This is a genomic window from Corynebacterium pacaense, assembly GCF_900169525.1.
GTDB classification, from domain to species: Bacteria; Actinomycetota; Actinomycetes; order Mycobacteriales; family Mycobacteriaceae; genus Corynebacterium; species Corynebacterium pacaense.
The window spans coordinates 15,696-41,304 of the sequence record NZ_LT821239.1; the positions used below are offsets into that span (position 1 = coordinate 15,696).

The following is a 25,609-nucleotide window of genomic DNA, read 5'->3' on the forward strand; positions in this document are numbered from 1 at the left end:
TTTAGCTCCTAGTGCCGTGAGCGGGCAGCCAACCAGTTGCCCAGCGATTGAATTCCTTGAACAACAATGATGAGGATGACCACAGTCGCAACCATCGCCACCGTGTCAAACTGCTGGTATCCGTAGGAGATCGCAAGATCACCCACGCCACCGCCACCGATCACACCCGCCATCGCGGTCGCGCCGATGAGCCCGACACAGGCCGTGGTCATGGCGAGAATGATCGAGCTCTTCGCCTCGGGAAGGAGGAAGTAGCGGATCGTCTGCCACAGCGAGGCGCCCATCGACGCCGCCGCCTCGAGGATGCCCACGGGCACCTCGAGCAGGGAATTCTCGATCAGGCGCCCGATGAACGGCGCGATATAGATGGTCAGCGGAACAAGCGCCGCCGTCGTGCCTATGGACGTTCCCGAAATGAAGCGGGTGACCGGCACGATGGCGACCATCAGAATGACGAAGGGAAGCGAACGGACAATGTTGACCACAACGTTGAGCACGTTGTAGATCACCGCATTGGGCCTGAGCCCACCCTTGCGGGTCAGTACCAGGACCACGCCGATCGGGATGCCGATGAGGCAGCCGAGAAACAATGAGATACCCACCATGTAGATGGTTTCACTCAAAGCATCCAGGTACTGCTGATTGGACACCCTGGTATCAAAGAGTTCGGTCATGACAACACCTCCACGTCCAGTCCATCCTGTTCATTGGCCCAGCTCGCCGCGTCGACGGCCCGCTCACCATCGAGCCCGAGGACGAGGTTGCCCACCCTGGTGCGCCGCAATGGAGCCTCCGTCGCGTGCAGGAGCTGAACCGTAACACCGAAGCTCTCCGACAGTTCGGTCAGTAGTAACCGCGCGGCATCCTCCCGGTACGCCATGCGGATGACGGTGCCCGCCCGGCCCGCCACGATGTCGGCGACAACGGATTCGGGGAGTCGAGTGGGAACCACCGTCTCCACGAACTTGCGGGTCAGGGGCGCCCTGGGGTGGGAGAACACCTCCTCCACCTCTCCGTGTTCGATGAGGCGACCGTGCTCCAGCACCGCAACGCTGTCGGCGATCTTCGCCACCACATCCATCTGGTGGGTGATGATGATCACCGTGAGTCCGAGCTGAGCATTGATATCGACAATGAGGTCAAGGATCTGCGCGGTGGTCAGCGGATCCAGCGCCGAGGTCGGTTCATCGCAGAGCAGGATCTTCGGGTTGGTCACCAGTGCACGAGCAATGCCGACGCGCTGCTGCTGTCCACCGGAAAGCTGCCTGGGATAATGCCCCGCGCGATCGGACAACCCGACCACATCCAGCGATTCTCGGACGCGGCGCTGAATCTCGGCTTTTCCGACACCGGCGAGCACGAGCGGCATGCCGACGTTGTCCGCCACAGTGCGGGAGGTGAGCAGGTTGTAGTGCTGGAACACCATGGAAACGTTGCTCCGCAGTTCACGGAGACCTCTGGACCCCAGTGCAGCTGGTTCCACACCCAGCACTTCGACGGCGCCTGAAGTGGGCTTCTCCAGACCGTTGACCGTGCGGATCAACGTTGATTTTCCTGCGCCGGATGTTCCGACAACGCCGAAGATCTGGCCCTCCGACACGTCAAAGGACACATTCTCCAGTGCGTGCAGGTCCCCGAAGCTCTTGGAGACATCGCGGAAGGAGACGGCTGACATTACTTGTATTCCGGGACGAACCAGTACCCGTTGGAGTTCTCCTTGTCCAGGAAGGACGCGAACTCATCGGATTTATAGGCTTCCGTGACCGCCTTGGCCCAGTCCGTGTCCGTTTTGTCCTCGCGGGTGACCGCGACCAGAATCAACTCGTCGCGGAGATCCTCCTGGAGGAGCGACAGCTCGGGATCCACCTTCGAAGAGTAGGAAATCGATCCGGGGATCACACCCCAGTCAAGGTCGGGCAACGAACGGGGGATGGTCGCGGAATCCATCGGCTTGATGTCGAGGTTGTGCGGGTTGGACTCGATGTCATTCTCCGTGATCTGAACTGGATCGGTCCCCTGCTTGAGAGTGATCCATCCCGCCTTGACCAGGATGTTGTAGGCACGGGACTTATTGGAGGCATCCATCGGAATACCCACGCTCTGACCATCGGCGACATCATCGAGGGACCGATGCTTCTCGGAATAGAGGCTCGCGGGGACGGTGGGGATTTCCACCAGCGAAGCAAGATGGGTGCCCCGCTCGCGATTGAACACATTCATATAGGCCGTGTGCTGATCCACGTTGAGGTCAACGGACCCTTCATCGACTGCGACATCCGCCTGCTGCAGGTCGGAGAAGTTTGTGTACTCGATTGTGTAGCCCTCCTTGGTCAGGATCGGATCAATTCCGTCCTTGAACAGTTCGGAGTACGGCCCCGGGGAGGTACCCACCCGGATAGTAGTTCCATCCTGATCACTTCCGCTCTCGCTCGAACATGCCACGAGTGAGACAGTCAGTGCAGCGGCACCGATGAGCGCGCCGAGCGTACGAAAAACTGAATGAGCCATAATTTCTCCTGGGCTGGATGATGGTGATACATGCAGAGAACCACCTTAGACCGCTGCGTCCTCAATTGCTAGACTGTGTTGTCTACCACGGTCCGGGTCATCTTCCTGGCCCTTTGAATGCAAAGTCGGTTCCGATATGGAAAACAAGCCCCTGAACGCTAATCTTGGAACCTAGCCATTGGAGCTGAGGCCCCGGTACTCAGCCAATTTCCGTTCCCGATCTGCAGCAAGAGACGATACCGCTCATGGACCGCCACTCGCCCACCAACCCACTACCCACGACGCCTCCCGCACCCGGCGCAGCAGTCCCCGCACCCGGCAGTGCCACACCCGCACCCGGCAGTGCCACACCCGCACCCGGCAGTGCCACACCCGCACCAGGCGCAGCAGTCCCCGCACCCGGCAGTGCCACACCCGCACCAGGCGCAGCAGTCCCCGCACCCGGCAGTGCCACACCCGCACCAGGCGCAGCAGTCCCCGCACCCGGCGGTGCCACTGCCGGACCGGTGTCCCCGGTCGCACCAGCAGCGGTGGTGGCGTCGACAAGCGGGGGCGGCCGAGCACACACCGCTGCACAACCCGATGGTGAGAAAGTTCGGGACAGGCAACGCCCGTTGCGGGTGCAACTGGTCAAGCCGCTGACGCGGCAGCAGTGGGCGATTACGTCGGCGGTGCTGTTCGCGGGTGTGTTCATCGCCGCTGTGGTAGCGGTGCTGGTGGCGAAGTGGCTGGTCGGGCTTGAGCCGGTGGCGCAGTTCATCGACACATACCCTGGCAAGTATGACAATCCCGCGGGCGCCCCGGTGGGCATCCCGGCGTGGTTGGGATGGCAGCACTTCCTCAACATGTTCTTCCTGGTTCTGATTATCAGGACCGGCATCCAGATCAACCGTCAGCGCCGACCAAGAGGCTTCTGGACACCGAGGAAGGGCGGGAAGAAGATCAGCCTGACTCTCTGGATCCACCTTTCCCTCGATCTCTTCTGGATACTCAACGGCATCGTGTTCTACATTCTGCTGTTTGCCACGGGTCAATGGATGCGGATCGTGCCGACCAGCTGGGAGTTCTTCCCCAACGCCATCTCAGCGGGCCTGCAGTACGTCTCGCTGGACTGGCCCACCGAAAACGGGTGGGCAAACTACAACAGCCTGCAGGAACTCACGTACTTCTTGGTGGTTTTCGTGGCGGCACCGCTATCCATCATCTCCGGTTTACGCATGTCGGCCTACTGGCCGAGCAAGAACAGGACACTCGGCAAACTCGTGCCCATGGAGCTGGCCAGAAAGATCCACCTCCCGGTCATGGTGTTTTATGTTGTTTTCGCCGCGGTCCACGTCTTCCTCGTTTTCGCCACGGGTGCGCTGCGCAACCTCAACCACATGTACGCCGCCCAGGACGGTCCGGGGTGGACCGGATTCTGGTGGTTCCTGGCCTCCATGGTGGCCATCATCGCCGGAATCATCGCGGTGCGCCCCAGCCTGGTCGCCCCGGTGGCGAAGCTGTTCGGGACGGTGACCGCCCGGTAGAAGTCACCATCACACGCGGCTCCGGGAGGCGGGCCGTCAGCTGGCGCCACCGTCGGTGCGCTGTGTTCTGCGCGCACGCCTGCGCCTGGACCTGATCACAAGACGGACCACCACAACGAACACGGCCAGCACGAGGAGTGCGTACACCACCACCGAATACTTGTCGACGTACTCGGCGACCAGATGGTAACCCGAGCCCAACCACATTCCCAGCCCCAGCAGCACCGCGTTCCACAGACCCGAACCAATCAACGTGAGAATGCTGAACCTGAACAGGTTCATCCGATGGACCCCCGCGGGAATGGAGATCAGGGAGCGCACACCCGGAACCAGCCTGCCGAAGAAGATCGACCACGGCCCGTATCTTTCAAACCACGCCAGCGCCTTATCCACATCCTCCGGCTCCGTCAGCCACATCCACTGCGCGATTCCGCGCAAACGGTCCGCACCGATCGCGGCCCCCACCCAGTAGAGAAGATAGGCGCCGAGCATAGAGCCCGCGGTCGCCCACACAAACGCGGCAACGATACTGAGCTTGCCCACCGACGCCGTGAACCCCGCCAGCGGCAGCACAACCTCGGAGGGAATGGGCGGAAAGAGATTCTCCAGCAGGACCGCGATCCCCACCGCAGGAGCCCCGAGCGCTTCCATAAGCGCCACGATCCATTCAATGACTGAGTTGATCACGCGTGCACCGACATGCATGTGAAGTGTGTGAAAGTGAACATAGGGGCACCACAATAGCAAAACCTGCCCTGAGAGTCCCTGAGCAGCGACGGTGACCGCACCTGGCCCAGGGATGGAAAAACCCGTTCCGATGGTGAATCCCCGCATCGGGGAGCACACTGTAGTCCATGAGAACAGCACAGTCCCGGCTGCTTGCGCTGGGTGCCCTGGGCGTGGTCTTCGGAGACATCGGAACCAGCCCTCTGTACGCCCTGCACACCGCGTTCAGCATGGACCACAACGCGGTGACGGTCGAGCCGCACAACGTCTACGGCATCATATCGATGGTGCTGTGGACTATCACATTGATCGTCACCGCAAAGTACGTCGTCCTGGTCACCCGCGCGGACAACGACGGCCAGGGAGGCATCCTGGCGCTGGTGGCCCTACTGCGCCGGCACCTGACAGGGCGTCGACGACTCGGGGCGGCGGTTACCGTCTGTGGCATGATCGGCGCCGCTCTGTTCATCGGCGATGCAGTGATCACCCCCGCTATCTCGGTGCTCAGCGCCGTCGAGGGCGTCGCGGTCGTCTCCCCCGGACTGCGCCACCTCGTGGTCCCCATCGCCGTGGCGGTGCTGAGCGCACTGTTTCTGATCCAGCCTTTCGGAACCGGAAAAGTGGGCAGGGCCTTCGGACCCATCATGCTGGCGTGGTTCATCACCATGGCGGCTCTCGGCCTACCGCAGATCATCAGGCATCCGGCCATCCTCCAGAGCCTGTCCCCGCACTGGGCCTTCGCCCTGCTCTTCCGGGAACCGATGGAAGCGTTCATCCTCCTCGGTGCCATCGTGCTCACAGTCACCGGCGCCGAGGCGCTCTATGCGGATCTCGGACACTTCGGGGCCCGCGCAATCCGCTCCGCGTGGTTCTGGGTGGCGATGCCCTCCCTTATGCTCGTCTACCTCGGGCAGGGAGCACTAGTCATCGCAGAGCCTGAGGCGGTGTCCAATCCGCTATATCACCTGGCACCTCCCGGGTGGCAGATTCCCCTGGTCATCTTTGCCACCATGGCCACCGTTATCGCCTCTCAGGCGGTGATCTCGGGCGCATTCGCCGTGCTCCGTCAAGCCGTCCGCCTGGGCCTTCTCCCCCGGATGACGGTCCGCCACACCTCCACGCAGGAGGAGGGACAGATCTACCTGCCCATGGTCAACGGTCTGCTGTTCGCCGGCGTTCTGGTGCTCATCCTCGCATTCCGATCATCGGAAAGGCTGGCCGAGGCCTACGGACTCGCGGTCACGGGCACCCTCGTCCTCGAATCGCTGCTGTTCCTACTGTTCGCACACCTCGTGTGGAACTGGCGGTGGCTGCGCATCGGCACCTACCTGGTGTTCATCGGCGCACTCGAGGTGCTGCTCCTTGCGGCCAACAGCACGAAAATTTTCGTCGGCGGTTGGTTGCCGCTGGGAATGGCCTCCGTGCTGGTCCTCCTGATGGTGGTCTGGCGGCGAGGCAGCAGGCGGCTGACCACCCGTCGCGGACAGTTGGAGGGCTCCCTGACGGACTTTATCGCTGCGGTACGCACGCGGAAGGTGCGTCGGGTGCCCGGCACAGCGGTGTACGCCCACCCGAGCCGGGACACCACTCCCCTGGCACTGGTCCGCTGCGTCAAGGATTTCCACATCCTCCACGAACACGTCCTCATAGTCCGTCTCGTCGCCATGAACGTCCCGCATGTCCGCCACTCCGAGCGGATCACCGTGGACAACCTCGGTTCAACCACCGACGGCATCGTACACGTGACCATCAGGGTCGGATTCACCGACGACCAGGACATCCCGAAAAATCTCCGGCTGGCGGTGTGCCAGGACGGCGAGCTCGACGTCGACCTTGACTCGGCCCTGTATTTCCTCTCCGTGCTCACGCTGCGCCCCACCCCCGGACACCGCTGGAACAACTGGCACCAGCACCTGTTCCTGTCCATGGAACGCAACCAGGCCAAACGCACCGAAGCCTTCCATCTGCCACCCCGGCGAACCGTGGTGTTGGGTTCGGAGCTGCAGCTCTAGGGCGTGTCTCTTTAAACAGTGGCCGTACCCCGTCATACTCGGTTCATGGCCACCACCGGCCGCTACCAGCAGCTCGCCGATAACCAGTGGGCCCGCATCGAACCCCTCCTGCCCTCGAGTGACGGCAGGAGGGGTCGACCGTTCCGAAACTCCCGACAGATCCTCGAAGGGATGATCTACCGGTACCGCACCGGGATTCCCCGGCGTGACCTGCCTGAACACTTCGGCCCCTGACAGACGGTGTGGAAACGGCACCGCCGCTACACCGTCGATGGGACCTGGGACAGGATTTTGCAGTCCCTGCTCGCTGACGCCAACGCCACCGGGCTGATCAGTTGGATCGTCTCGGTCGACGCGACTATCAACCGTGCCCACCAGCACGCGACAAACATAACCCGCCCCGAGCAGCACACAGGGGGCACAGTCGAATTACAAGAATCAGGCCTGTTCTGGTCTTGACGAGCGTGAACCTACAGGTCACGGGATTGGCCGGTCCCGGGGAGGGCTGAGCACGAAGATTCACCACGCCGTTGACGGGAAGGGTCGAGCGCTGTCAGTGGTGGTCACCGGAGGCCAGCGTAACGACGGGGCGGTACTGCAGGCGGTCATTGACGATATCCGGGTCCCGCAGCCGGCAGGGCGTCCGGGTAGGCCACGGACCAGGCCCGATGCGGTGATAGCGGACCGGGCGTACCCAATCGGGCAAACCGGGAGTATCTATGGGACCGGGGGATCATCGCGGTGAATCCGGAGAAGATCGACCACGTCAACACCCGCAAGCGTAAAGGCTCCAGCGGTGGTCGGCCGCCGAAAATGGATTGGGAAGCCTACAAGGGTCGCAACGTGGTAGAGCGGTCATTGAACCTGCTCAAGCAGTGGCGGGAACTGGCGACCAGGTACGACAAGCTCGCGGTGGTCTACCGTGGAGCTGTTGTCCTGGCCGCGATTGTCGCCTGGGTCAAGGCATTAGGAGACACGCCCCAGACGCCATGGAGCCAAGATACATTCGTCGGAATCACATCAAGATCGGACTCGTGTTTGTCTACAGCGTCCTGCCGGTGTTCGCGTCTATTGCTGTCCCTCTCGTCGCTGACATGAATCCGCAACGGGTTGTGTCGATCTCCCTCATTATTTATGTCGCCGGCTTGTTCCTTATGACGCGTTTCTTTCGGCCGGCCACGCAGAACTATTCTCCTCGACCCCTGTGATGATCACCACCTCTCCCTTTTTGGCTGGTTTGTCACAGAGGCATTCACAACGATGGTACTTCGAGTGCTTTATGGGTTCGACCGTCCCCTGATGTCCATTCTCGCTGGTGTCCTATTCCCGGTTTTTGCAGCTCTCGGTGTTCTGAGCGCATGGCGTTCCTCAAAGCTCCGCACTGGGGGTGCAGATCTTTAGCAGATGGTTTGTGCTCGCCCCAACACTTGACGTGGGGCCGTAAACCTCACCGATAGAAAGCAATAAGCGGCGCTACAGGGCCAACACCACCAGAGCAGGAATCAACGCAACCAACCCCTTGAGGTAGTAGTCCAGGACGCCTGGTGGGATGTTCACCCCGAGACCTGTATCGAAAACCCTGAGGCCCGAGTTGCTGCGCGGGCGCCCCCTCACTATCGCCCCGCGTGCCATTGCCACAACGGACACCGCGCAACTTAGCACGTCCAGTCTCTCCGGCCATACCACGTAGATCAGGAAACCTCCGATGACGGCATGCCCTATAGCTGCATAGATCGGAAGGCGGGACGTGATATCGAGGCGGGTGAACTCCGCGCATCGGTAGACTCCCGCCCAGGATCGACCACACGGTCACGCATGCCATTGCTCCCGCGATGCCCAGCACTCCCGCTGTTGCCACCGCCCCGGTGGCAATGGTCACTGCGATGAGAAGCAGGTACGATCGACGGCGCAGACGCCTGAAGAAGATCATCGCGATGAGCGGACCACGGGCTGCCCTTTGAAGGGCTCCGCCACTCGCTACTCAGCGCATCGGAGACCAGCTCAGAATCCTGGAAATAGAGAGCCGAGGCCCCCACCACCCGCGTGCGTCCCGCCTTAAGGAGCGTGGACAGTCGTCTCCGACCACCGAAGCCGACAACAAGCCGGCACACCGCAGCGGCGATAGAACCCCTCACGGGATGCCCCACCGCCAGACCAGGGCAGGACACTGCTGCGATGGTGGACATCCATCCCGGGATCCACGTGTCCACGCGCCGCGCGGAAAGCCACTGCCACCCCGCCCAGATGAGTCCACCCGCCATCGCCAGCAGGATGATGTGGCAGATGGCGCTACTTAACTTGTCCAGGACCCGCGTCACGTCAGTTCGACGATCTCATTGCATTCGCCCAGTACCACCGAGGAATGGGAGGCGACGAGAACGGTGGCACCCTTATCGGCCAGGCCCCGGAGCTGTCCGACGAGGAACCCCACCCAGTCGACATCAAGATGCCGCTCCGGTTCATCGAGCACAATCACCTCGGAGGGTACCTCAAGTTGTGCTCTGAGGAAGAGTCGCTGGCGTTGACCGCTGGACAGCGATGAGGGGACAACTGCCAGGCATCGATGACGGGGCAGAATCAACACCCATCGCTCTGCCCAACAGGGCAAGATGCTCCCCGACGGTGAGGTCGGGGTAGAACACCGGCTCCGCAATGCGGGCGACCCTGCCCGCCCCGGCCGCGGTGGCGGGGTCCTGTCCGTCGATAGGCACCTGCCCGTCCACCGGATCCAGTTCCCCGGCAATGCCGTAGCACCGGCCCGGTTCAAAGGCCTTTCTCAGCGCACCCACGACACCATCAAATCCGTGGGAGCAGTCCACAGTCAGCAGACGCCCCAACCTACCCCGCCCTAATGTGATATCAGTTTTATGATAAACTGATATCACATTATCCCCACATGCCGAGGAGCGCACCCATGAACGCACACATTCCCGCGGAAGAGGCCCCGCCGAGGGCCGTCGCCACCGAACCTGTCGGACATGAGGGTGCGCGGGTGAACATCACAGAGAAGAAGGTCTGGTCACTGGGCGCAATCCCCGCGACGATCCTGCTCGTCCTTCTCATCGCCCTCATCATCGCTTCCACGGTCGCCTTCATCGACGGCGTCACTCAACTCGAGTCAGGCCATGAAGGCGGACTTGTAACCCTCATAGGCGGAATCGTGGTGTTCACCGTCGCTCTTCTCGTTCTGCTCACCTCCATCAAGGTGGTCAGTCCCGGCCACACCCTGACGGTGCAGTTCTTCGGACGCTACATCGGTACACTGCGCCGCACGGGCCTCTCATTCGTCCCACCGCTGACGGTGACCAAGAAGGTCTCGGTGCGCGTGCGCAACTTCGAGACCAACGAGTCCAAGGTCAACGACTATAACGGCAATCCCGTGACAATAGCGGCGATCATCGTGTGGCAGGTCGCCGACACCGCCCAGGCCAGCTTCTCCGTGGAGGACTACGAGGAGTTCCTGCACCAGCAGTCCGAGTCCGCACTGCGCCACGTGGCCACCCAGCACCCCTATGATTCGCCCGTCGATGGCCGGGTGTCCCTGCGCGGCTCCACCGACGACGTCAGCGACGAACTCGCCGAGGAGGTCGCGGCCCGCGCCGCCGTCGCCGGACTGGAGATCATCGAGGCCCGCATCTCCTCACTGTCCTACGCACCCGAGATCGCGCAGGCCATGCTGCAGCGCCAGCAGGCATCCGCCATCGTCGACGCCCGCGAGAAGATCGTCGAAGGTGCGGTCACCATGGTCGAATCCGCGCTCGCCCAGCTGGAGGAGCGTGAGATCGTTGACCTCGACCCCGAGCGCCGTGCCGCCATGGTGTCCAACCTGCTGGTGGTGCTGTGTTCGGACACGAACGCGCAGCCCATCGTCAACGCGGGCAGCCTCTACCACTGACATCATGGCCCGCAAACAGGTGCCGCTGCGGCTCGACCCGGCCGTCCACGACGCCATCGCACGGTGGGCGGCCGATGAGAACCGCAGCGTCAATGCACAGATAGAGGTCATGCTCAGGGAGCAACTGCACAGGGCCGGACGCCTACCGAAGAACCTCGGCGATATTCCACGCCCCGGACGCCCCAAGGAGAAACCGTGACCCTCATCATTGGCGAGGACGGGCTCGCCCGCCCGCAATGGGCCGCCTCCGATCCCCTCCTGCGCGATTACTACGACACCGAATGGGGCATGCCGGTGCGCACCGAGCAGGGACTGTTCGAGAGAATCTCACTGGAGGCGTTCCAGTCGGGGTTGTCGTGGGCCACCATCCTCCATAAGCGTCCGGCATTCCGCAGAGCCTTCGCCGGATTCGCCCCGGATGCGGTCGCGGCCTTCACCGACACCGACGTTGCACGACTGCTTCTCGACGCCTCGATCGTACGCAACCGTCGTAAAGTGATGGCCACCATCACCAACGCCCGCGCCACCCTCGCCCTCCGGGCGGAGGGCGGGCTGGCGGAGCTGGTGTGGGGATTCATGCCGGATCACACCCCGGAGCCCGACACACCACACGAGGTTCCCACCCGTTCCCCCGAATCAGAAGCACTGGCGAAGGCGCTGAAGAGGAAGGGTTTCACCTTCGTCGGCCCGACCACGATGTACGCGCTTATGGAAGCCATCGGAATGGTGGACACCCACCTGATGGGTAGTCACCGGCGTGGAACCTCCAAAATCTGGCCGCGGTGAACCCCCGCCCGTCGGGAAATCTCAGGGATTATCCGGATTCCGTGGACCGGCCTGGATCATTAGGCTGGGGGCATGGGCACAAACTTCCCGGGAGATCCACAGATTCGAGTCAGCGACAATGAGCGTTCGGCCGCCCTGGCGGCGCTCGGCCAGTTCTATGCCGAAGGCCGCCTATCCATGGCCGAAACCGACGAACGCTGTGCTGCCGTGGCGGAGGCCAGGACCCGCGCCGACCTGAACAGTCTCTTCACCGATCTGCCACAGTCGGAGATCGCCGTGCCCGGCGCCTCGGGCATAAGCTTCAGTGCCCATGAGGTCGCCGAGATGCACAGGAACGGTGCCCGCCCGCGCGCCGGAATCCTCGGCCTGAGCACCGTCCTGGCCGTCACTGCCACGGCCGCCCTCGCTCCGCTCAGCACCTTCGCCCCCATTCTGCTGGCCATTATTCCCATCGTGTTCATCCTGCTCTACGTGATGAAGGTCGGGCCGCGGTCCTGGTACGCACCCTCTCCACAGCAGTTGGAGAGGGAGAGGCTGAAGGCCCTGCGGGTGGAGGAGAAGCAACGCGAGCTCGAACTCAGGGCTCAGCGCCGTGAACGCACCCATGCGCTGACCACCCGCGCACTGGATGTGGCCCAGGATGCACTGGAGAAAAGGAAGCCCTGGAAATGAAATTTATCGCCTCCCCTTTTTGTTGACACATCACAGAAAGCTCATTAGCCTTGATTCAATCAAGGAAAAGGAACAGGGTGCAGGCACAATGACACAGACAATCGCAATTCTCGGCGCCGGTCGCGTCGGCTCCTCGCTGGCCCGGGTGGCTGTTGCCTCCGGATACAAGGTCAATGTCGCGGGATCGGGATCCGCCGACAAAATAGCCCTGACCGCGGAGATACTGATGCCAGGCGCCACCCCCATGACCGTGGCGCAGGCAGTCAAGGACGCCGAAATCGTCATTCTCGCGGTTCCCCTCCACAAGTACACCGAGATCGATCCGCAGCTCCTTGCCGGCAGGATCGTCATCGATACCATGAACCACTGGCGACCCACCAACGGTGCCATGGACGAGTTGGACAACGATCCCCGCAGCACCTCCGAGATCATCGCCGAGCACTTCACCGGGTCCCGGCTGGTCAAGACACTGAACCACATCGGCTACCACGAAATCGAGCAGGATGCCGTCCGCGAGGCGGGGAAGCCCCGCCGTGCCCTGGCCTATGCCAGCGATGACGCGAAGGCGGGCGCCACCGTCGCCGGAATGCTCGAGAATTTCGGCTTCGACCCCGTTTCCCTCGGTACACTGTCACACGGTCGCATCCTTGAACCGGGCCAGGAAGCCTTCGGCGTCTGGTTCAGCAAGCCGGAGCTTGAGAAACTGGCACGGGAGCAGATCTCGACCGCGGCATCGCACTGACCGTATGGACCGTACCCGGTCCGGGTTCCCGCTGCTCACGCCGCCCGGGGGGTGGAGGTGGGCGTCGATAAGCGGGGTTCTACTACCCACGAACGAGACAAAGTGGCAACATTGAGCGGGTGAGTAAAAACAAGCGCGACACCCCAGAGACCACCGACACCGCCACACAGGCTGTGGGCGCGGATCAGGCGGCGCGTCCGGGCAGGCGCAGAGGGCGCCGAGTCTTCGACCAGTCGGAGAAGATGAAGGACGTGCTGTATGAGATCCGTGGCCCGGTGGCCGCGGAGGCGGAGCGCATGGAGCTCGACGGGCACAACATTCTCAAACTCAATCCCGGCAATCCCGCCATTTTCGGCTTCGACGCCCCCGACGTGATCATGCGCGACATGATCGCCTCACTGCCCACGTCCCAGGGGTACTCCACCTCCAAGGGGATCATCCCCGCCAGGCGCGCGGTGGTCACCCGCTATGAGGTCGTCCCCGGCTTCCCGCGATTCGACGTCGATGACGTCTTCCTCGGCAATGGCGTCTCCGAGTTGATCACCATGACCACCCAGGCCCTGCTCAACGACGGCGACGAGGTGCTGATCCCCGCCCCCGACTACCCGCTGTGGACAGCGGCGACCTCGCTGGCCGGTGGAAAGCCGGTGCACTACCTCTGCGATGAGGACGATGACTGGAACCCTTCCATAGAGGACATCCGCTCCAAGGTCACCGACCGGACAAAGGCCATCGTGGTGATCAACCCGAACAACCCCACGGGAGCGGTCTATCCACGGAAGGTCCTCGAACAGATCGTCGATATCGCCCGCGAGCACGACCTGCTGATCCTCGCCGACGAGATCTACGACCGGATCCTCTACGATGATGCCGAGCACATCAGCCTGGCCACACTGGCGCCCGATCTGCTGTGCATCACCTACAACGGGCTGTCCAAGGCCTACCGCGTCGCGGGCTACCGTGCCGGTTGGATGGTGCTGACCGGTCCGAAACAGTACGCAAAGGGATTCATCGAGGGCCTCGAGCTCCTCGCCGGGACCCGCCTGTGTCCGAATGTGCCTGCGCAGCATGCCATCCAGGTGGCCCTGGGTGGCAGGCAGTCCATCTACGATCTCACCGAGGAGCACGGCCGACTCTGGGAGCAGCGCAACATCACCTGGGAGAAACTCAATGAGATCCCCGGCGTCAGCTGCGTCAAACCGATGGGTGCGCTCTACGCCTTCCCGAAGCTGGACCCCAACGTCCATGAGATCCACGACGACACCCAGCTCATGCTGGACCTGCTGCGCGCCGAGAAGATCCTCATGGTCCAGGGCACCGGCTTCAACTGGCCCACCCCCGACCATTTCCGCGTGGTCACCCTGCCCTGGGCCTCCCAACTGGAAAATGCCATCGAACGCCTGGGCAACTTCCTGAGCACCTACAAACAGTGATTTAAGGAGTACCAGTGGGCAGGCACGCCACCTCTGACAAGCCGACACGCTCCCCCTGGCGTGTGGGCCTGCTCGCATTCCTGATCGGCTCGCTTCTGGCCACGGTGCTCGGACTGATCAGCCTGTGGCCCGGCGGCCGCGAGCCGGTCGTTTCCGAGAGCTTTCAACAGACCTTCTCCTACAACCACGAACAGGTCGACGGCACCATCACGCTTGTCGACGCCTCCGCCTGCAACTCACCCGACACCGGACGGGTCTTCGACTCCAACCCGCGGGTGTCCACCGACACCGCCACCGTCACCTGCCAGCGCGCCCTGGTTGATATCACCTCCGGGACCAACGAGGGCAGGAAGACACAGCTGGTTGTCTATGGTCAGGCCGGCGAACCCGTCTTCGCGGTGGGCGATAGGATCCGCATGGTGGAAACCCCGGACGTGGACGGTTCCGTCATGTACACCTTCGCCGACTATCAGCGCGGTTCCGCACTGATCATCTGGGGCATCATCCTGGTAATCGCCATGGGTGTCTTCGCGGCCTGGCGCGGACTGCGTGCACTGTTCGGCCTCGTGCTCACGCTCGGAATCGTCGGATACTTCCTGTTGCCAGGTCTCGCCCGGGGCCTGGATCCACTGTGGTTGGCTCTGGTCTGCGGCGCAGCGATCCTGATCCTCGTCGTTCCCATGGTCCACGGGCTGAATTGGAAATCCGCGGCGGCACTCGCGGGAACGCTGGTGGCGCTGCTGCTGTCGGCGGTGCTGTCATGGGCCTCCATAAGCACGACGAACCTCCGGGGTCTGGGCGATGAGAACCACCTAAAGATCCTGCTCTACCTACCTGAGGTGTCCATCTCGGGGCTGGTGCTGTGTTCCTTCATCATCGGCACGCTCGGTGTGCTCAATGACGTCACCATCTCCCAGGCCTCCACCATCAACGAACTCGCCGAGATCGACGCCAAGGCCTCACCCTGGCGTCTGTTCACCGGTGCCATGACCGTCGGACGCGACCACATCTCCTCGATGATCTATACCCTCGTGCTCGGGTACACCGGCGCCGGCCTCCCCCTCCTTCTCCTGCTCTCCCTGAGTGACCGGCCGTTCATCCAGACGCTGACCAGTGATGTCATGGCCGGCGAGTTGCTGCGCTCCGGCGTCGGCGCACTGACCCTGACCCTCGCGGTGCCGATCACCACCCTCATCGCGGCCTGGACGGTTCCAGAGAAGAACCGCGTGCAGAAGGAGAACGTCGGATTCGTGCACAAGCATTAGGCGCCTGCTTCCGCGGGACTGTATACGGAAACCACCACCGTTGACGCTGCCTGGTTCGCCAAGGCCGAAGCGGCGATCACCGCCGACGGGCGTGTCGACGCCACCTCCTGCAGCTTCCCGGCGCCCCTGCCCGATCCTGCCTGGCACGGGGACGTCATGGATCAGCCCGCGTTTGATCCGGTGGCGTATCTCCCTGATCTCCCCGGAGCCCCGCGCCAGTTCCGAAGTGGGTTCGCATCACCCGGATCGTGGCCGGGATCGGATTCAACCGGTCGTGTCGAATCACCGCACACGCTCCTCCAGGAGGTCGAGAGCACCGGAGAATGCCACACGCACCGGGACGGATGGCATCCACGGTCACTGGTGCTGGATGTGCGCACCGATGTGGAGCCACCCCCTGCGGGATCCAGGCGGTTCAGGTGCAACCTCGTCGCAGCGGACCGCACCCGCCTCTGGATTCTGGAGCGCGACCGCCCATCCGCCGGAGCTTTCGACCCCGACACCCGGTGCTCCTGACGGCTGGGCCCAAACGGACGCCTGGATGATTCCCCGCGGGCACTCACGCGGCTTTACGCCGGCTCCCGGCAGTTCCCGCACTGGGGACGGGAATCCGCCAGACTGACGACGCCCACCCCCGCATCCGCCACGGTTTCCGGCTTGGCCGCGGTTCTCTCGTGGCCGATGGCGACGGCCGTTCCATCTGGATCGGCACCCTGCACATCGTTGAGGTCTCACGCCGTTCTTCCATAGGCAGAATGAGAACAACCGCGCATGCGAAGCCAGCCGTGGGTGTTCCGACCTCACTGTTGCATCCGACAGGTGCCGCGGAATCCCGGTCCGTTGATGATGAGAGGAACCTGGGGGGTTCTCTTCTGTCTCTTCCCGGGGTTGAGCAGTGGCGGAGGGCGCCGGGCGGGCGCTAGATCGCGAGGGCCCTCTTCACCTTCTCCATCTCCGTTACACCGGCCTCGACACCACCGCGGCCGCGCTCAATGACTTCACCCACGGAAAGCACGAGGTACCTGCTTGCCACCGACAGGGCGAAGTCCACGTGCTGTTCGACGAGGAGGACACTGATGCCCTCGGCGGCCAGGGAAGCGATCGTCCGCTGGATCTCGGTGACCACCGACGGCTGGATTCCCTCCGTCGGCTCATCGAGAATGAGCAGCTCCGGTTTGGTGATCAGGGCCCTCGCGATGGCCAGCTGCTGGCGCTGACCACCCGATAACAGCCCGGCCTGCCTGGCCAGAACCGGTTCGAGGGCGGGGAACCGGGCCACGGCCTCGTCGATAAGCTCCTGGCTCCTGCCTGGCTGCAGATCGGCGACCACCTGAAGGTTCTCCTTCGCCGTCAGCTGCTCGAATGACTGCTGACCCTGCGGAACGTATGCCATGCCGAGTGCCACCCGCTTATGGGGGGCGAGTCTGGTGATGTCCCTGCCCTTGAAGGTGATCGTGCCTGCGGTGGGTGCCAACAGACCGACGATGGCGCGCAGGGTTGTCGATTTTCCGGCACCATTGTGCCCGAGAATCGCGGTGACACCACTGTCACCGGTGGAGAAGCTGACACCATGAACAACCCCGGTGCGCCCGTATCCCACGGAGATACTGTCCACGTTCAACATCAGATGATCCCTTCGCTGTGCAGTTGATCGGGCGAGGTGCCCAGGTAGATCTGCTGTACCTCCGGGTGCGCCTGGATCTCCTCCACGGAGCCCTCCGCGAGGATGGTCCCGCGGTTGAGCACCGTCACACGCGAGGCGAATCGACGCATGAAATCCATATCGTGCTCAACGACGAGGATGACGCGTCCCTGCCTGATCCTGGCCAGAAGTTCACCGGTGGCGATCCGCTCTTCCTCGCTCATTCCGGCCACGGGTTCATCGAGCATCAGGGCGCGGGCATCCTGGATGATGAGCATGGCGATCTCCAGCCACTGCTTCTGACCGTGGGAGAGTTCCCCGGCGCGGCGGTTGGCCACCAATCCGAGACCGGTGAGTTCGAGGGCCTCATCGATCCGCGGGTCCACGTGGGTGCGGATGCCGAAGAGCGACCACCTGGAGCGATGAATGCCGCAGGCGATGTCGAGGTTCTGGAGGACCGAGAGGTCCTCGAAGACGCTGGCGGTCTGGAACGTCCGTCCCACCCCCATCCGCGCAATCTTCTCCACGGGTGTGCCGAGGATCTCCCGGCCGTCGAGAAGCACGGAACCCGTGCCCCGTGCAAGTCCGGTGATCGCATCCACACATGTGGTTTTTCCCGCTCCGTTGGGTCCGATGAGGAAGTGGACCTCCCCCGCTGCCGAGTGGAAACTGACGTTGTCCACCGCGGTGAAGTCACCGAAGCGCACGCTCAGATCGCGAACCTCCAGGCCCTTGGCAGTCACTGTGCCGCTCATGCGGACACCTCCTTGGATTTCATCAGACGTGGTCCCAGAATCGCCCCGATCGAGGCCAGCCCGCCGGGCAGAAGGGTGATCACCAGCACCAGGATCAGTCCCTGGAAATAGGACCACGCGCCGGGGAAGGACTGGGCCAGACTGGACTCGACGGTGCCCAGCACGAGGGCACCGATGGCGGGACCGAAGAGGCTGAAACGACCACCAGCGGCGACTGCGATGACGAAGACGATCGAGGGGACGACACCGATCTGGGCCGGGGAGATGATCCCTACGATGGGTACGAACAGCGCACCGGCCACCCCCGCCATCGCGGCGGCGATCGAGTAGGCGGCCGTCTTGATCAGGGCCGGATCATAACCGAGGAAACGGACCCGTTCCTCGGCGTCCCTGGTGGCCACGAGCAGTTCACCGTAGCGCGAACGCATGAGCCAGTAGTAGATGGCAAGGGTCACCAGCAGGACGACACTCGCGATGGTGAACAGCATTCGCTTGTTCGCCGGATCGTTGAGACTGAAACCCATGAAGTAGCGGAAACCGCTCAGTCCGTTGGAGCCTCCGAGGGTGTCCTGCTGTCCCACGAGAAGCACCACGATCGCCGCGACCAGCGCCTGGTTTATGATGGCGAAGTACGCGCCCTTGATCTTGCGTTTGAAGATGGAGAAACCCAGGACGAAGGCCAGTGCGGCCGGTAGCGCCACGACTGCAACGAGCGCGACGACGGGATTCCGGAACGGCTCCCACCACGCCGGCACCGAGGTGGCCCCGGCCAGCGACATGAACGACGGAACACCCGAACCGGCGATGTCGGCATCCGCCATCTGCATGTGCATGGCCATGATGTAGGCGCCGAGACCGAAGAATGCTCCCTGTCCGAGCGTGAGCATTCCTCCCCTGCCCCAGGCCAGCCCGATTCCGACCGCGACGATGGCGAAGCACACCAGGCGACCGAGCTGGTTGAGCCCGAAGGTGGACAGCACCAGGGGTGCGATCACCAGGAGGGCGACGGCCAGTATCGTGGTTCCGGCCATAAACCAACGTAGACGTGGCGCACCGGTGACAGTCACCGTGGGGCGGCCCTTCCGTGGCCGCGCGGTATCCTCGGCGGTCCCCGCCGTGGAATTGCTGTGGGAGGTTGCGATGCTCATACGAGACTCCTGGTGCGAACTTGGAAGAGACCCTGCGGACGGAACTGAAGAAACGCGACGATGATGACCAGGATCAGGAACTTGGCGATGCTCGCCCCGGTCGAATACTCAATGAACGCCTGGAGCACCCCGAGAACGAACGCGGCTATCACCGCACCCTTGATCTTCCCGATACCACCGGCGGCCACCACCAGGAAGGCGTCGACGATGAAGTTCTGCCCGATGGTCGGCCCCGTCGCGCCGATCTGGGTCACGGCCACCCCGGCGACGGCGGCGAGGCCGGAGCCGATGAAGAAGGTCAGTCGGTCGGTTGCCCTGGTGTTCACACCGTTGGTCTCCGCCAGGTCGCGATTGAGCACGACGGCTCTGATCCGGCGTCCCTGCGGGGTCTTTGTCATGAACGCCCCGAGCGCCACGACGGCACACAGCGCCAGTACCAGGATGAACACACGCGAGGTGGGGATGGTGGTTCCGAAGAGCTCACTGTTTCCGCGCATCCATTCCGGGGCGCGGACATCGACCGCCGGTGCGCCGAAGATGTCCCTGGCCACCTGTTGGAGGATCAGTCCGACACCAAAGGTGGCGAGCAGGGTATCCAACGGGCGGTTGTAGAGATGACGGATGAGCACCTGTTCCAGCACGATCCCGAGCACCCCACCGACCAGGAACGCCGCGGGGATCGAAATCAGCAGGGACAGCCCCGCACTGCCGAGGATCTGCTGGATGGTGAAGGTGGTGTAGGCGCCGATCATGATGAACTCGCCGTGCGCCATGTTGATTACGCCCATCTGGCCGAAGGTCAGCGACAACCCGATCGCCACGAGCAGGAGCACCGAGCCCACGCTCAGTCCCGCGACCAGCTGCTGCATAATGACGTCGATCATTGTGCCGACCCCGCCGACTCGGCGTCGGAGACCTCGGCCCAGTCGTATCCGGTGAGATAGGGGTCGGGCACGATGGGCGCGTCGGACTCCTTGATCGTATCGATCAGTCCATCGGCGTTGATCCTTCCGATGCGGGCGGTCTTGGTGATGTGGTGGTTGTCCCCATCGACAACCACCGTGCCCTCGGGCGCGTCGAAGGAGACGCCGTCGGCTGCCGCCTTGACATCGTCGACGGCGAAGGAATCCGCCTTCTCCACCATTTCCTTCCAGAGGAAGAGGCTGGTGTAGGCGGCCTCCATCGGATCGGAGGTGACACGGTCCTGACCGTAGCGCTGCTTGAAGCGCTCGACGAACGCGACGTTTTCCGGGGTGTCGATTGTCTGGTAGTAGTTCCAGGCGGTGAGCTGGCCCTGGACCGTGCTCGGGCCGATGCCCTGGACCTCCTCCTCCGCGATGGACACGGAAATCACGGGCATGGTCTCCGCGTTGAGGCCGAGGCTGTTGTACTGACGGAAGAAGGCGACGTTGGAGTCACCGTTGAGGGTGTTGAACACGGCGTCGGCGCCTGAGGATGCGATCCGGTTGGCGATGGTGGTGAAGTCCGTCGAACCCAGCGGGGTGTACTGCTCGCCGACGATCTCCATGCCGTTGGCCTCCGCGTACTGCTTGATCAGCATGTTCGCGGTGCGTGGGAACACGTAGTCGCTGCCGACGAGGAAGAGCTTCTTGGCGCCCAGGTCATCCTTGAGGTAGTCCAGTGCGGGGACGATCTGCTGATTGGTGGTGGCTCCGGTGTAGAAGATGTTGGGCGAGGATTCGAGGCCCTCGTACTGGACCGGGTAGAACAGCAGCGCATTGTTGTCCTCGAACACCGGGAGCATGGCCTTTCTGGAGGCCGAGGTCCATCCGCCGAACACCGCGGCGACGCATTCATCCTGGATCAGACGCTGGGAGCGTTCCGCGAAGGTGGTGGCCTCAGAGGCGCCGTCCTCCTCGACGATCTCCAGCTGCTTGCCCAGTACACCGCCGTCCGCGTTGATCTCATCGGCGGCCATCTTGAGTGACTGGTTGACGGTGGTCTCGGAGATGGCCATCGTTCCCGAGAGGGAGTTGATGAACCCCACCTTGATCGAATCACCGGAGGTATCGACGCAGGACTCCACCGCGGAGCTCTCGTCCCCGACGCGGGCGCCGCTGCAGGAGGCAAGGAAGAGGCTCGCGCATGCGCCCGCCGCGACAACCGAGTAACGAAGGGCACGCCTGGAATCAAACTTGGCAAAAGAGCTCATTGGTATCTCCTGGGAACAAGGGGGCTGGTCGCGTGGACTGAGGCGTCCACATGGGGTGCAACGGATTGAATCTAACAATTGAGCAGAAACCTGTCAATTGACCAATATTTAACTACTTATCTATCGATCTATCAACATGCCAGTTCAAACTATTTTAATTCAAATCCACAGCCAGCGAACTGTGTCAGGAAATACCTATCGTTTTATTGAAAACTCTGCCTCTCACTTGTTCCTGGCAGTCACCTGTATGCCCCGATCCGCGGGCGCGAAAAAGGGCCCCCGGCTATTGAAGCGGGGACCCGGTGGAGTTTGTCCTACGGCGACGGCCAACCAACCGAACAACAGACGCCCGTCGACGCCCCGACCCCACGTCCGGACGGATTGCGGGCCGGGGATGCCTAGAGGTTGCGGCCCAGGGCCTTGATCGTCCAGCCAGCCGCCTTCCATAGGCGGACGTCGAGGACGTTGCGGCCGTCGATGATGATCGGGGTGCTCACCAGTTCCGCAACCCGGACCGGGTCGAGTTCCCGAAACTCCTTCCACTCGGTTGCTAGGACGACGAGGTCGGCGTCGGCAAGCGCCTGCACGGTTGATTCCGCATAGTTGAGCGTGGGAAAGATCCTCCGGGCGTTGTCCATCGCCTCCGGATCGTAGACGGAGACATCCGCACCCTGAAGGGAGAGCGAACCGGCAACGGACAGTGCCGGCGAATCGCGGACATCATCGGAGTTCGGCTTGAACGCCGCGCCGAGCACGGTCACCCGTTTGCCCAGCAGGGAGCCACCGCTGACCTCCTTCGACAGCTGTACCACGCGCTCGCGGCGGCGCATGTTGATGGAATCCACCTCGCGGAGGAAGGTGAGGGCCTGATCAGCACCCAGTTCCCCGGCGCGGGCCATGAAGGCGCGGATATCCTTGGGCAGGCAGCCGCCACCGAATCCGAGACCGGCACCGAGGAACTTACGACCGATGCGGTCGTCATGGCCGATGGCGTCGGCGAGCGCGACCACGTCCGCGCCGGTGGATTCACAGATCTCCGACACCGCATTGATGAAGGAGATCTTGGTGGCCAGGAAGGCGTTCGCCGAAACCTTCACCAGTTCCGCCGTCGCCAGATCGGTGACCAGGAAAGGGGTGTCAGTGGCGATCGCCGTCGCGTAGATCTCCCGCGCGATCTCCTCAGCCCGCGACTCCCCGCGCACGCCGACGACTATGCGGTCCGGGGTAATGGTGTCCTTCACCGCGAATCCCTCGCGGAGAAACTCCGGATTCCAGGCGATCTCCACCGAGGTGCCGGGGCCGGCCAGGAAATCGGCCAGTTCCTGCAGCTGCACTGCCGTGCCCACGGGCACCGTGGACTTACCGAAGATGACATGGTCCCCGCGAAGCAGGGGCACCAGATCGGTGATCACCTGAAAAACATAGGTGAGGTCCGCGGCGAAGGATCCCTTCCGCTGCGGCGTGCCGACGCCCAGAAAGTGGACATTGGCAAAGCCCGCGGCCTCGGCGTAGTCAGTGCTGAAGCCCAGCCGACCGTCCTCGAGGTTGCGCGTGAGCACCTCCGGCAGGCCCGGCTCATAGAAGGGGACCTCGCCCCCGCGCAAGGAGGCGATCTTCGCCTCATCCACATCGACGCCGAGCACCTCATGACCCAGTTCAGCCATGCACGCGGCATGGGTGGCTCCAAGATACCCCGTACCAATCACTGTCATCCGCATTGTGGGGAGATTCCTTTCGACGAACGTGCCAGAGGTTTATCTCAACATGTTTTCCACCGCTCCGCGACCGGAACGCGACGCTACTGACCTGTGAAGTTGAGATAGGCCTTCGACGGGGTGGGCCCGCGCTGCCCCTGGTACTTCGATCCGAGCTTTCCCGTTCCATAGGGATTCTCCGCCGCGGAACTCATCTGGAAGATCGCCAGCTGCCCCACCTTCATTCCCGGCCACAGCATGATCGGGAGATTGGCCACATTCGACAGCTCCAGAGTGATGAATCCGCTGAAACCGGGATCGATGAACCCCGCCGTGGAATGGGTGAGCAGACCGAGCCGCCCGAGCGAGGACTTGCCCTCCAACCGTCCCGCCAGGTGGGCGGGCAGTGTGAACTTCTCCAGGGTGGAGGCGAGGACGAACTCCCCCGGATGAAGCACGAACGCGTCACCGTCGGCCACCTCGACCAGACTGGTCAGCTCGTCCTGCTTGAGCTTGGGATCAATGTGGGTGTACTTGGAATTGTTGAACACCCTGAAGAAGCGGTCCATCCGGACATCGATGCTCGACGGCTGAATCAGCGCGGCATCGAAGGGCTCAATCCCGAGGTCGCCGGAATCAATGGACTTGGCAATATCTCGATCTGAAAGAAGCACGCCGACAAGTCTACGTTCCCGCTTATGGGGAGGTGGCGTTTAGGCTTTCAAAGATGCAGTGCTAAAGTGGTGCACTAGCTCATCACGAGCACCGCCGGTGTAGTTCAATGGCAGAACCCCTGCTTCCCAAGCAGGCGGCGCGGGTTCGATTCCCGTCACCGGCTCCACATAGAAACGCACCCTGACCTGGCCTTTGCAGACCGCGCAGGGTGCTTTTCCCTTCCGTGCCCGATGGCACCATCGGTGGACCGAGACTTAGACGGAGTCTGAAATATCACACCGGGGCATTCGGTCTGTTCAGCCGGGGAAATCAACAGTAATATAGTTTCTGCAATTCAACAGGTATTTGCATGTGATCTCCCTGACCCCCGTATGTGAGGAGAAACCGATGTCCCCGAAACCAGATACCAGCCGTAGCGGCACCCCAGAAGTGAGCGGGGGAGCAATGATCGATAAATCCGACGCCGGGTATGCGAAGGCGATGCAACCCCGCCACCTGCAGATGATCGCCATCGGCGGCTCCATCGGCACCGGCCTGTTCCTCGGCGCCGGCGGCCGTCTCGCCGCGGGTGGGCCGGCACTGGCCATCGTGTACGCGGTGTGCGGCTTCTTCGCATTCATGATGGTCCGCGCACTCGGTGAGCTGAGCATCTACCGGCCGTCGTCAGGCGCGTTCGTCTCCTACGCCAGGGAGTTCATGGGTGAGAAGGGCGCCTATGCCACGGGCTGGCTGTTCTTCCTCGACTGGGCCACCACCGTCATGGCAGATATCACCGCCGTGGCGCTCTACCTGCACTTCTGGTCCGTGTTCGTTCCGGTACCGCAGTGGCTGCTGGCCCTGGTAGCCCTCGTCCTGGTGTTCACCCTCAACATGCTCAGCGTGAAGGCCTTCGGGGAGTTCGAGTTCTGGTTCGCCATGATCAAGGTCGCGGCAATTCTGATCTTCATGGTGGTGGCCATCGGGTTCATCGTCACCGGTCACGCGATCGACGGTCATCCGGCGGGATTCGGAAACCTCGTCCAGGACGGCTCAGTGTATGACGGCATATTTCCCCACGGCCTCGCCCCCATGATCACTCTGGCGCTGGGCGTCGTCTTCGCCTTCGGCGGCACCGAGATGGTCGGGGTCGCGGCCGGGGAGACCAGGGACGCGGCGCGAATCATGCCGAAGGCCATCAACTCCATGATCTGGCGCATCGCCCTCTTCTACGTCGGCTCCGTCATCCTGTTCACCCTGGTCATGCCCTGGACCGCGTACTCGGCCCAGGAATCACCCTTTGTCACCTTCTTCTCCGCCATCGGCGTCCCCCATGCCGGGGACATCATGCAGGTAGTCGTGCTCACGGCGGCTCTGTCATCGCTGAACGCGGGTCTCTACGCCACCGGCCGGACCCTTCGTTCCATGGCGGTCGCGGGTTCGGGACCGCGGTTCGCCAAGCGGCTCAACCGCCATCAGGTTCCCTCCGGCGGCATCATCATCACCGCATCGCTGGGGCTGATCGGAGTGCTCATCAACTACGTTTACCCCACACAGGCCTTCGACATCGTGATGAACCTCGCCGGCATCGGCATCGCGGGCACCTGGATGTCCATCATGATCAGCCACTGGCTGTTCGTGCGCAAGGCCGCTCGCGGCGAGGTCGAAAGACCCGCCTACCGCCTCCCCTTCGCCCCGTGGACCAATCTGGCCACCATCGTCTTCCTCACCGCCATCATCGTGTTCATGTGGTTCGCCGACGAGATCGGACGCCCGACCATTCTGCTGGGCACGGGGATCGGAATCATCATGGTGGCCGGTTGGTTCCTGGTGCGCAAGCGTATCGACGCCACCCTCCTCGACGACGCCTTCCTCTCCGGTGAGGAGGAGCTCATCAACGCCGAGGACGCGGCGGCGGAGAAGTGGGACCGCTAATCCTTCCGGTGGCGCCGGTCGCCCACGCTAAGCGTGATCGACGGCC

Annotated in this window: 26 protein-coding genes, 1 tRNA gene and 1 pseudogene; 15 read left to right on the top strand and 13 right to left on the bottom strand. The window is 62.9% G+C overall.

What is annotated here, in order from left to right; all coding sequences use genetic code 11:
- Positions 1–8 precede the first annotated feature (8 nt).
- The 4 genes from B7E02_RS00310 to B7E02_RS14550 all read right to left on the bottom strand — a co-directional run bounded on the left by B7E02_RS00310 (position 9) and on the right by B7E02_RS14550 (position 3,054).
- A complete protein-coding gene (locus B7E02_RS00310) occupies positions 9–674 on the bottom strand; it encodes a methionine ABC transporter permease (protein ID WP_080791646.1) in 666 nt (221 codons plus the stop codon).
- Entirely contained in the window at positions 671–1,675 is a 1,005-nt protein-coding gene (locus tag B7E02_RS00315; protein WP_080791649.1) for a methionine ABC transporter ATP-binding protein, read from the bottom strand. The genes B7E02_RS00310 and B7E02_RS00315 overlap by 4 nt, the downstream gene beginning before the upstream one ends.
- Positions 1,675–2,508, bottom strand: a complete 834-nt coding sequence (locus B7E02_RS00320; protein WP_080791652.1) for a MetQ/NlpA family ABC transporter substrate-binding protein — start codon at positions 2,506–2,508, stop codon at positions 1,675–1,677. Before B7E02_RS00320 ends, B7E02_RS00315 begins: the two co-directional genes overlap by 1 nt.
- Positions 2,509–2,751: 243 nt before the next feature.
- Entirely contained in the window at positions 2,752–3,054 is a 303-nt protein-coding gene (locus B7E02_RS14550; protein ID WP_245802102.1) for a hypothetical protein, read from the bottom strand.
- Positions 3,055–3,128: 74 nt separating this feature from the next.
- On the opposite strand from B7E02_RS14550, the gene B7E02_RS00330 reads away from it, so the two are divergent.
- Entirely contained in the window at positions 3,129–4,034 is a 906-nt protein-coding gene (locus B7E02_RS00330; RefSeq protein ID WP_245802103.1) for a cytochrome b/b6 domain-containing protein, read from the top strand.
- Positions 4,035–4,070: 36 nt separating this feature from the next.
- Here the strand turns inward: B7E02_RS00330 and B7E02_RS00335 are convergent, their stop codons facing one another.
- Positions 4,071–4,739, bottom strand: a complete 669-nt coding sequence (locus B7E02_RS00335; protein ID WP_080791654.1) for a DedA family protein — start codon at positions 4,737–4,739, stop codon at positions 4,071–4,073.
- A gap of 149 nt (positions 4,740–4,888) precedes the next feature.
- On the opposite strand from B7E02_RS00335, the gene B7E02_RS00340 reads away from it, so the two are divergent.
- The 5 genes and pseudogenes from B7E02_RS00340 (at position 4,889) to B7E02_RS14715 (ending at position 8,733) form a co-directional block, all read left to right on the top strand.
- Positions 4,889–6,772 carry a potassium transporter Kup gene (locus tag B7E02_RS00340; protein WP_080791657.1) on the top strand — a complete coding sequence of 628 codons (1,884 nt, stop codon included), beginning with the start codon at positions 4,889–4,891 and terminating at the stop codon, positions 6,770–6,772.
- A gap of 45 nt (positions 6,773–6,817) precedes the next feature.
- Positions 6,818–7,006, top strand: coding sequence for a transposase (locus B7E02_RS14450; RefSeq protein WP_218672363.1), 189 nt, complete (start codon positions 6,818–6,820; stop codon positions 7,004–7,006).
- Between the two features lie 247 nt (positions 7,007–7,253).
- A pseudogene (locus B7E02_RS14865) lies at positions 7,254–7,517 on the top strand (transposase); the annotation flags it as partial.
- Entirely contained in the window at positions 7,514–7,870 is a 357-nt protein-coding gene (locus B7E02_RS14460) for a transposase (RefSeq protein WP_245802104.1), read from the top strand. The pseudogene B7E02_RS14865 and the gene B7E02_RS14460, both read left to right, overlap by 4 nt.
- Positions 7,871–8,604: 734 nt before the next feature.
- Positions 8,605–8,733: a hypothetical protein gene (locus B7E02_RS14715; protein ID WP_281248211.1), complete on the top strand. Its 129-nt coding sequence runs from the start codon at positions 8,605–8,607 to the stop codon at positions 8,731–8,733.
- Positions 8,734–9,086: 353 nt separating this feature from the next.
- On the opposite strand, the gene B7E02_RS14555 is transcribed toward B7E02_RS14715, so the two are convergent.
- Entirely contained in the window at positions 9,087–9,353 is a 267-nt protein-coding gene (locus tag B7E02_RS14555; RefSeq protein WP_245802105.1) for an AAA family ATPase, read from the bottom strand.
- A gap of 333 nt (positions 9,354–9,686) precedes the next feature.
- Between B7E02_RS14555 and B7E02_RS00370 the strand changes: the two genes are divergently transcribed.
- From B7E02_RS00370 to B7E02_RS00400, 7 genes are all read left to right on the top strand, one after another.
- Positions 9,687–10,667: an SPFH domain-containing protein gene (locus B7E02_RS00370; RefSeq protein WP_080791668.1), complete on the top strand. Its 981-nt coding sequence runs from the start codon at positions 9,687–9,689 to the stop codon at positions 10,665–10,667.
- A 4-nt stretch (positions 10,668–10,671) separates the two neighbouring features.
- Positions 10,672–10,866, top strand: a complete 195-nt coding sequence (locus B7E02_RS00375) for a type II toxin-antitoxin system antitoxin (RefSeq protein ID WP_080791670.1) — start codon at positions 10,672–10,674, stop codon at positions 10,864–10,866.
- Complete coding sequence (locus B7E02_RS00380) at positions 10,863–11,453, top strand: DNA-3-methyladenine glycosylase I (RefSeq protein WP_281248212.1); 591 nt, start codon at positions 10,863–10,865, stop codon at positions 11,451–11,453. Before B7E02_RS00375 ends, B7E02_RS00380 begins: the two co-directional genes overlap by 4 nt.
- Positions 11,454–11,525: 72 nt before the next feature.
- Entirely contained in the window at positions 11,526–12,125 is a 600-nt protein-coding gene (locus B7E02_RS00385; protein WP_080791672.1) for a DUF1707 SHOCT-like domain-containing protein, read from the top strand.
- The gene (locus B7E02_RS00390) at positions 12,094–12,867 is read left to right on the top strand and encodes an NADPH-dependent F420 reductase (RefSeq protein ID WP_080791675.1); all 774 of its coding nucleotides are present in this window, start codon (positions 12,094–12,096) and stop codon (positions 12,865–12,867) included. Before B7E02_RS00385 ends, B7E02_RS00390 begins: the two co-directional genes overlap by 32 nt.
- Positions 12,868–13,040: 173 nt before the next feature.
- The gene (locus B7E02_RS00395; protein WP_179129674.1) at positions 13,041–14,300 is read left to right on the top strand and encodes a pyridoxal phosphate-dependent aminotransferase; all 1,260 of its coding nucleotides are present in this window, start codon (positions 13,041–13,043) and stop codon (positions 14,298–14,300) included.
- Positions 14,301–14,314: 14 nt separating this feature from the next.
- The gene (locus tag B7E02_RS00400) at positions 14,315–15,565 is read left to right on the top strand and encodes a YibE/F family protein (protein WP_080791681.1); all 1,251 of its coding nucleotides are present in this window, start codon (positions 14,315–14,317) and stop codon (positions 15,563–15,565) included.
- 919 nt (positions 15,566–16,484) lie between these two features.
- Here B7E02_RS00400 and B7E02_RS00410 read toward each other — a convergent pair.
- From B7E02_RS00410 to dcd, 7 genes are all read right to left on the bottom strand, one after another.
- Positions 16,485–17,189: an ATP-binding cassette domain-containing protein gene (locus tag B7E02_RS00410; protein ID WP_080791687.1), complete on the bottom strand. Its 705-nt coding sequence runs from the start codon at positions 17,187–17,189 to the stop codon at positions 16,485–16,487.
- A complete protein-coding gene (urtD, locus tag B7E02_RS00415) occupies positions 17,189–17,962 on the bottom strand; it encodes an urea ABC transporter ATP-binding protein UrtD (protein WP_080791691.1) in 774 nt (257 codons plus the stop codon). Before urtD ends, B7E02_RS00410 begins: the two co-directional genes overlap by 1 nt.
- Positions 17,959–18,993: an urea ABC transporter permease subunit UrtC gene (gene urtC / locus B7E02_RS00420; RefSeq protein WP_245802189.1), complete on the bottom strand. Its 1,035-nt coding sequence runs from the start codon at positions 18,991–18,993 to the stop codon at positions 17,959–17,961. The genes urtD and urtC overlap by 4 nt, the downstream gene beginning before the upstream one ends.
- Before the next feature lie 113 nt (positions 18,994–19,106).
- Positions 19,107–19,991: an urea ABC transporter permease subunit UrtB gene (gene urtB / locus B7E02_RS00425; protein WP_080794312.1), complete on the bottom strand. Its 885-nt coding sequence runs from the start codon at positions 19,989–19,991 to the stop codon at positions 19,107–19,109.
- Positions 19,991–21,283 carry an urea ABC transporter substrate-binding protein gene (gene urtA, locus B7E02_RS00430; protein ID WP_080791696.1) on the bottom strand — a complete coding sequence of 431 codons (1,293 nt, stop codon included), beginning with the start codon at positions 21,281–21,283 and terminating at the stop codon, positions 19,991–19,993. The genes urtB and urtA overlap by 1 nt, the downstream gene beginning before the upstream one ends.
- Positions 21,284–21,681: 398 nt before the next feature.
- Positions 21,682–23,001 carry a UDP-glucose dehydrogenase family protein gene (locus B7E02_RS00435; RefSeq protein WP_143336577.1) on the bottom strand — a complete coding sequence of 440 codons (1,320 nt, stop codon included), beginning with the start codon at positions 22,999–23,001 and terminating at the stop codon, positions 21,682–21,684.
- Positions 23,002–23,081: 80 nt separating this feature from the next.
- On the bottom strand, positions 23,082–23,651 hold the full coding sequence (gene dcd, locus B7E02_RS00440; protein WP_080791699.1) for a dCTP deaminase: 570 nt from the start codon (positions 23,649–23,651) through the stop codon (positions 23,082–23,084).
- 93 nt (positions 23,652–23,744) lie between these two features.
- Here dcd and B7E02_RS00445 point away from each other — a divergent pair.
- Both B7E02_RS00445 and B7E02_RS00450 read left to right on the top strand, forming a co-directional pair.
- Positions 23,745–23,818 (top strand) — tRNA-Gly (locus B7E02_RS00445).
- Positions 23,819–24,096: 278 nt separating this feature from the next.
- Positions 24,097–25,563 carry an amino acid permease gene (locus B7E02_RS00450; RefSeq protein ID WP_143336578.1) on the top strand — a complete coding sequence of 489 codons (1,467 nt, stop codon included), beginning with the start codon at positions 24,097–24,099 and terminating at the stop codon, positions 25,561–25,563.
- Positions 25,564–25,609 lie beyond the last annotated feature (46 nt).

What these genes read in the sequence shown, in the direction of transcription:
- B7E02_RS00310 (WP_080791646.1), bottom strand. Translation starts at nt 674, where the DNA reads ATGACCGAACTCTTTGATACCAGGGTGTCCAATCAGCAGTACCTGGAT.
- B7E02_RS00315 (WP_080791649.1), bottom strand. Translation starts at nt 1,675, where the DNA reads ATGTCAGCCGTCTCCTTCCGCGATGTCTCCAAGAGCTTCGGGGACCTG.
- B7E02_RS00320 (WP_080791652.1), bottom strand. Translation starts at nt 2,508, where the DNA reads ATGGCTCATTCAGTTTTTCGTACGCTCGGCGCGCTCATCGGTGCCGCT.
- B7E02_RS00335 (WP_080791654.1), bottom strand. Translation starts at nt 4,739, where the DNA reads ATGCATGTCGGTGCACGCGTGATCAACTCAGTCATTGAATGGATCGTG.
- B7E02_RS00340 (WP_080791657.1), top strand. Translation starts at nt 4,889, where the DNA reads ATGAGAACAGCACAGTCCCGGCTGCTTGCGCTGGGTGCCCTGGGCGTG.
- B7E02_RS14450 (WP_218672363.1), top strand. Translation starts at nt 6,818, where the DNA reads ATGGCCACCACCGGCCGCTACCAGCAGCTCGCCGATAACCAGTGGGCC.
- B7E02_RS14715 (WP_281248211.1), top strand. Translation starts at nt 8,605, where the DNA reads ATGCCCAGCACTCCCGCTGTTGCCACCGCCCCGGTGGCAATGGTCACT.
- B7E02_RS00370 (WP_080791668.1), top strand. Translation starts at nt 9,687, where the DNA reads ATGAACGCACACATTCCCGCGGAAGAGGCCCCGCCGAGGGCCGTCGCC.
- B7E02_RS00375 (WP_080791670.1), top strand. Translation starts at nt 10,672, where the DNA reads ATGGCCCGCAAACAGGTGCCGCTGCGGCTCGACCCGGCCGTCCACGAC.
- B7E02_RS00385 (WP_080791672.1), top strand. Translation starts at nt 11,526, where the DNA reads ATGGGCACAAACTTCCCGGGAGATCCACAGATTCGAGTCAGCGACAAT.
- B7E02_RS00390 (WP_080791675.1), top strand. Translation starts at nt 12,094, where the DNA reads ATGCACTGGAGAAAAGGAAGCCCTGGAAATGAAATTTATCGCCTCCCC.
- B7E02_RS00410 (WP_080791687.1), bottom strand. Translation starts at nt 17,189, where the DNA reads ATGTTGAACGTGGACAGTATCTCCGTGGGATACGGGCGCACCGGGGTT.
- urtD (WP_080791691.1), bottom strand. Translation starts at nt 17,962, where the DNA reads ATGAGCGGCACAGTGACTGCCAAGGGCCTGGAGGTTCGCGATCTGAGC.
- urtC (WP_245802189.1), bottom strand. Translation starts at nt 18,993, where the DNA reads ATGGCCGGAACCACGATACTGGCCGTCGCCCTCCTGGTGATCGCACCC.
- urtA (WP_080791696.1), bottom strand. Translation starts at nt 21,283, where the DNA reads ATGAGCTCTTTTGCCAAGTTTGATTCCAGGCGTGCCCTTCGTTACTCG.
- B7E02_RS00435 (WP_143336577.1), bottom strand. Translation starts at nt 23,001, where the DNA reads ATGCGGATGACAGTGATTGGTACGGGGTATCTTGGAGCCACCCATGCC.
- B7E02_RS00450 (WP_143336578.1), top strand. Translation starts at nt 24,097, where the DNA reads ATGATCGATAAATCCGACGCCGGGTATGCGAAGGCGATGCAACCCCGC.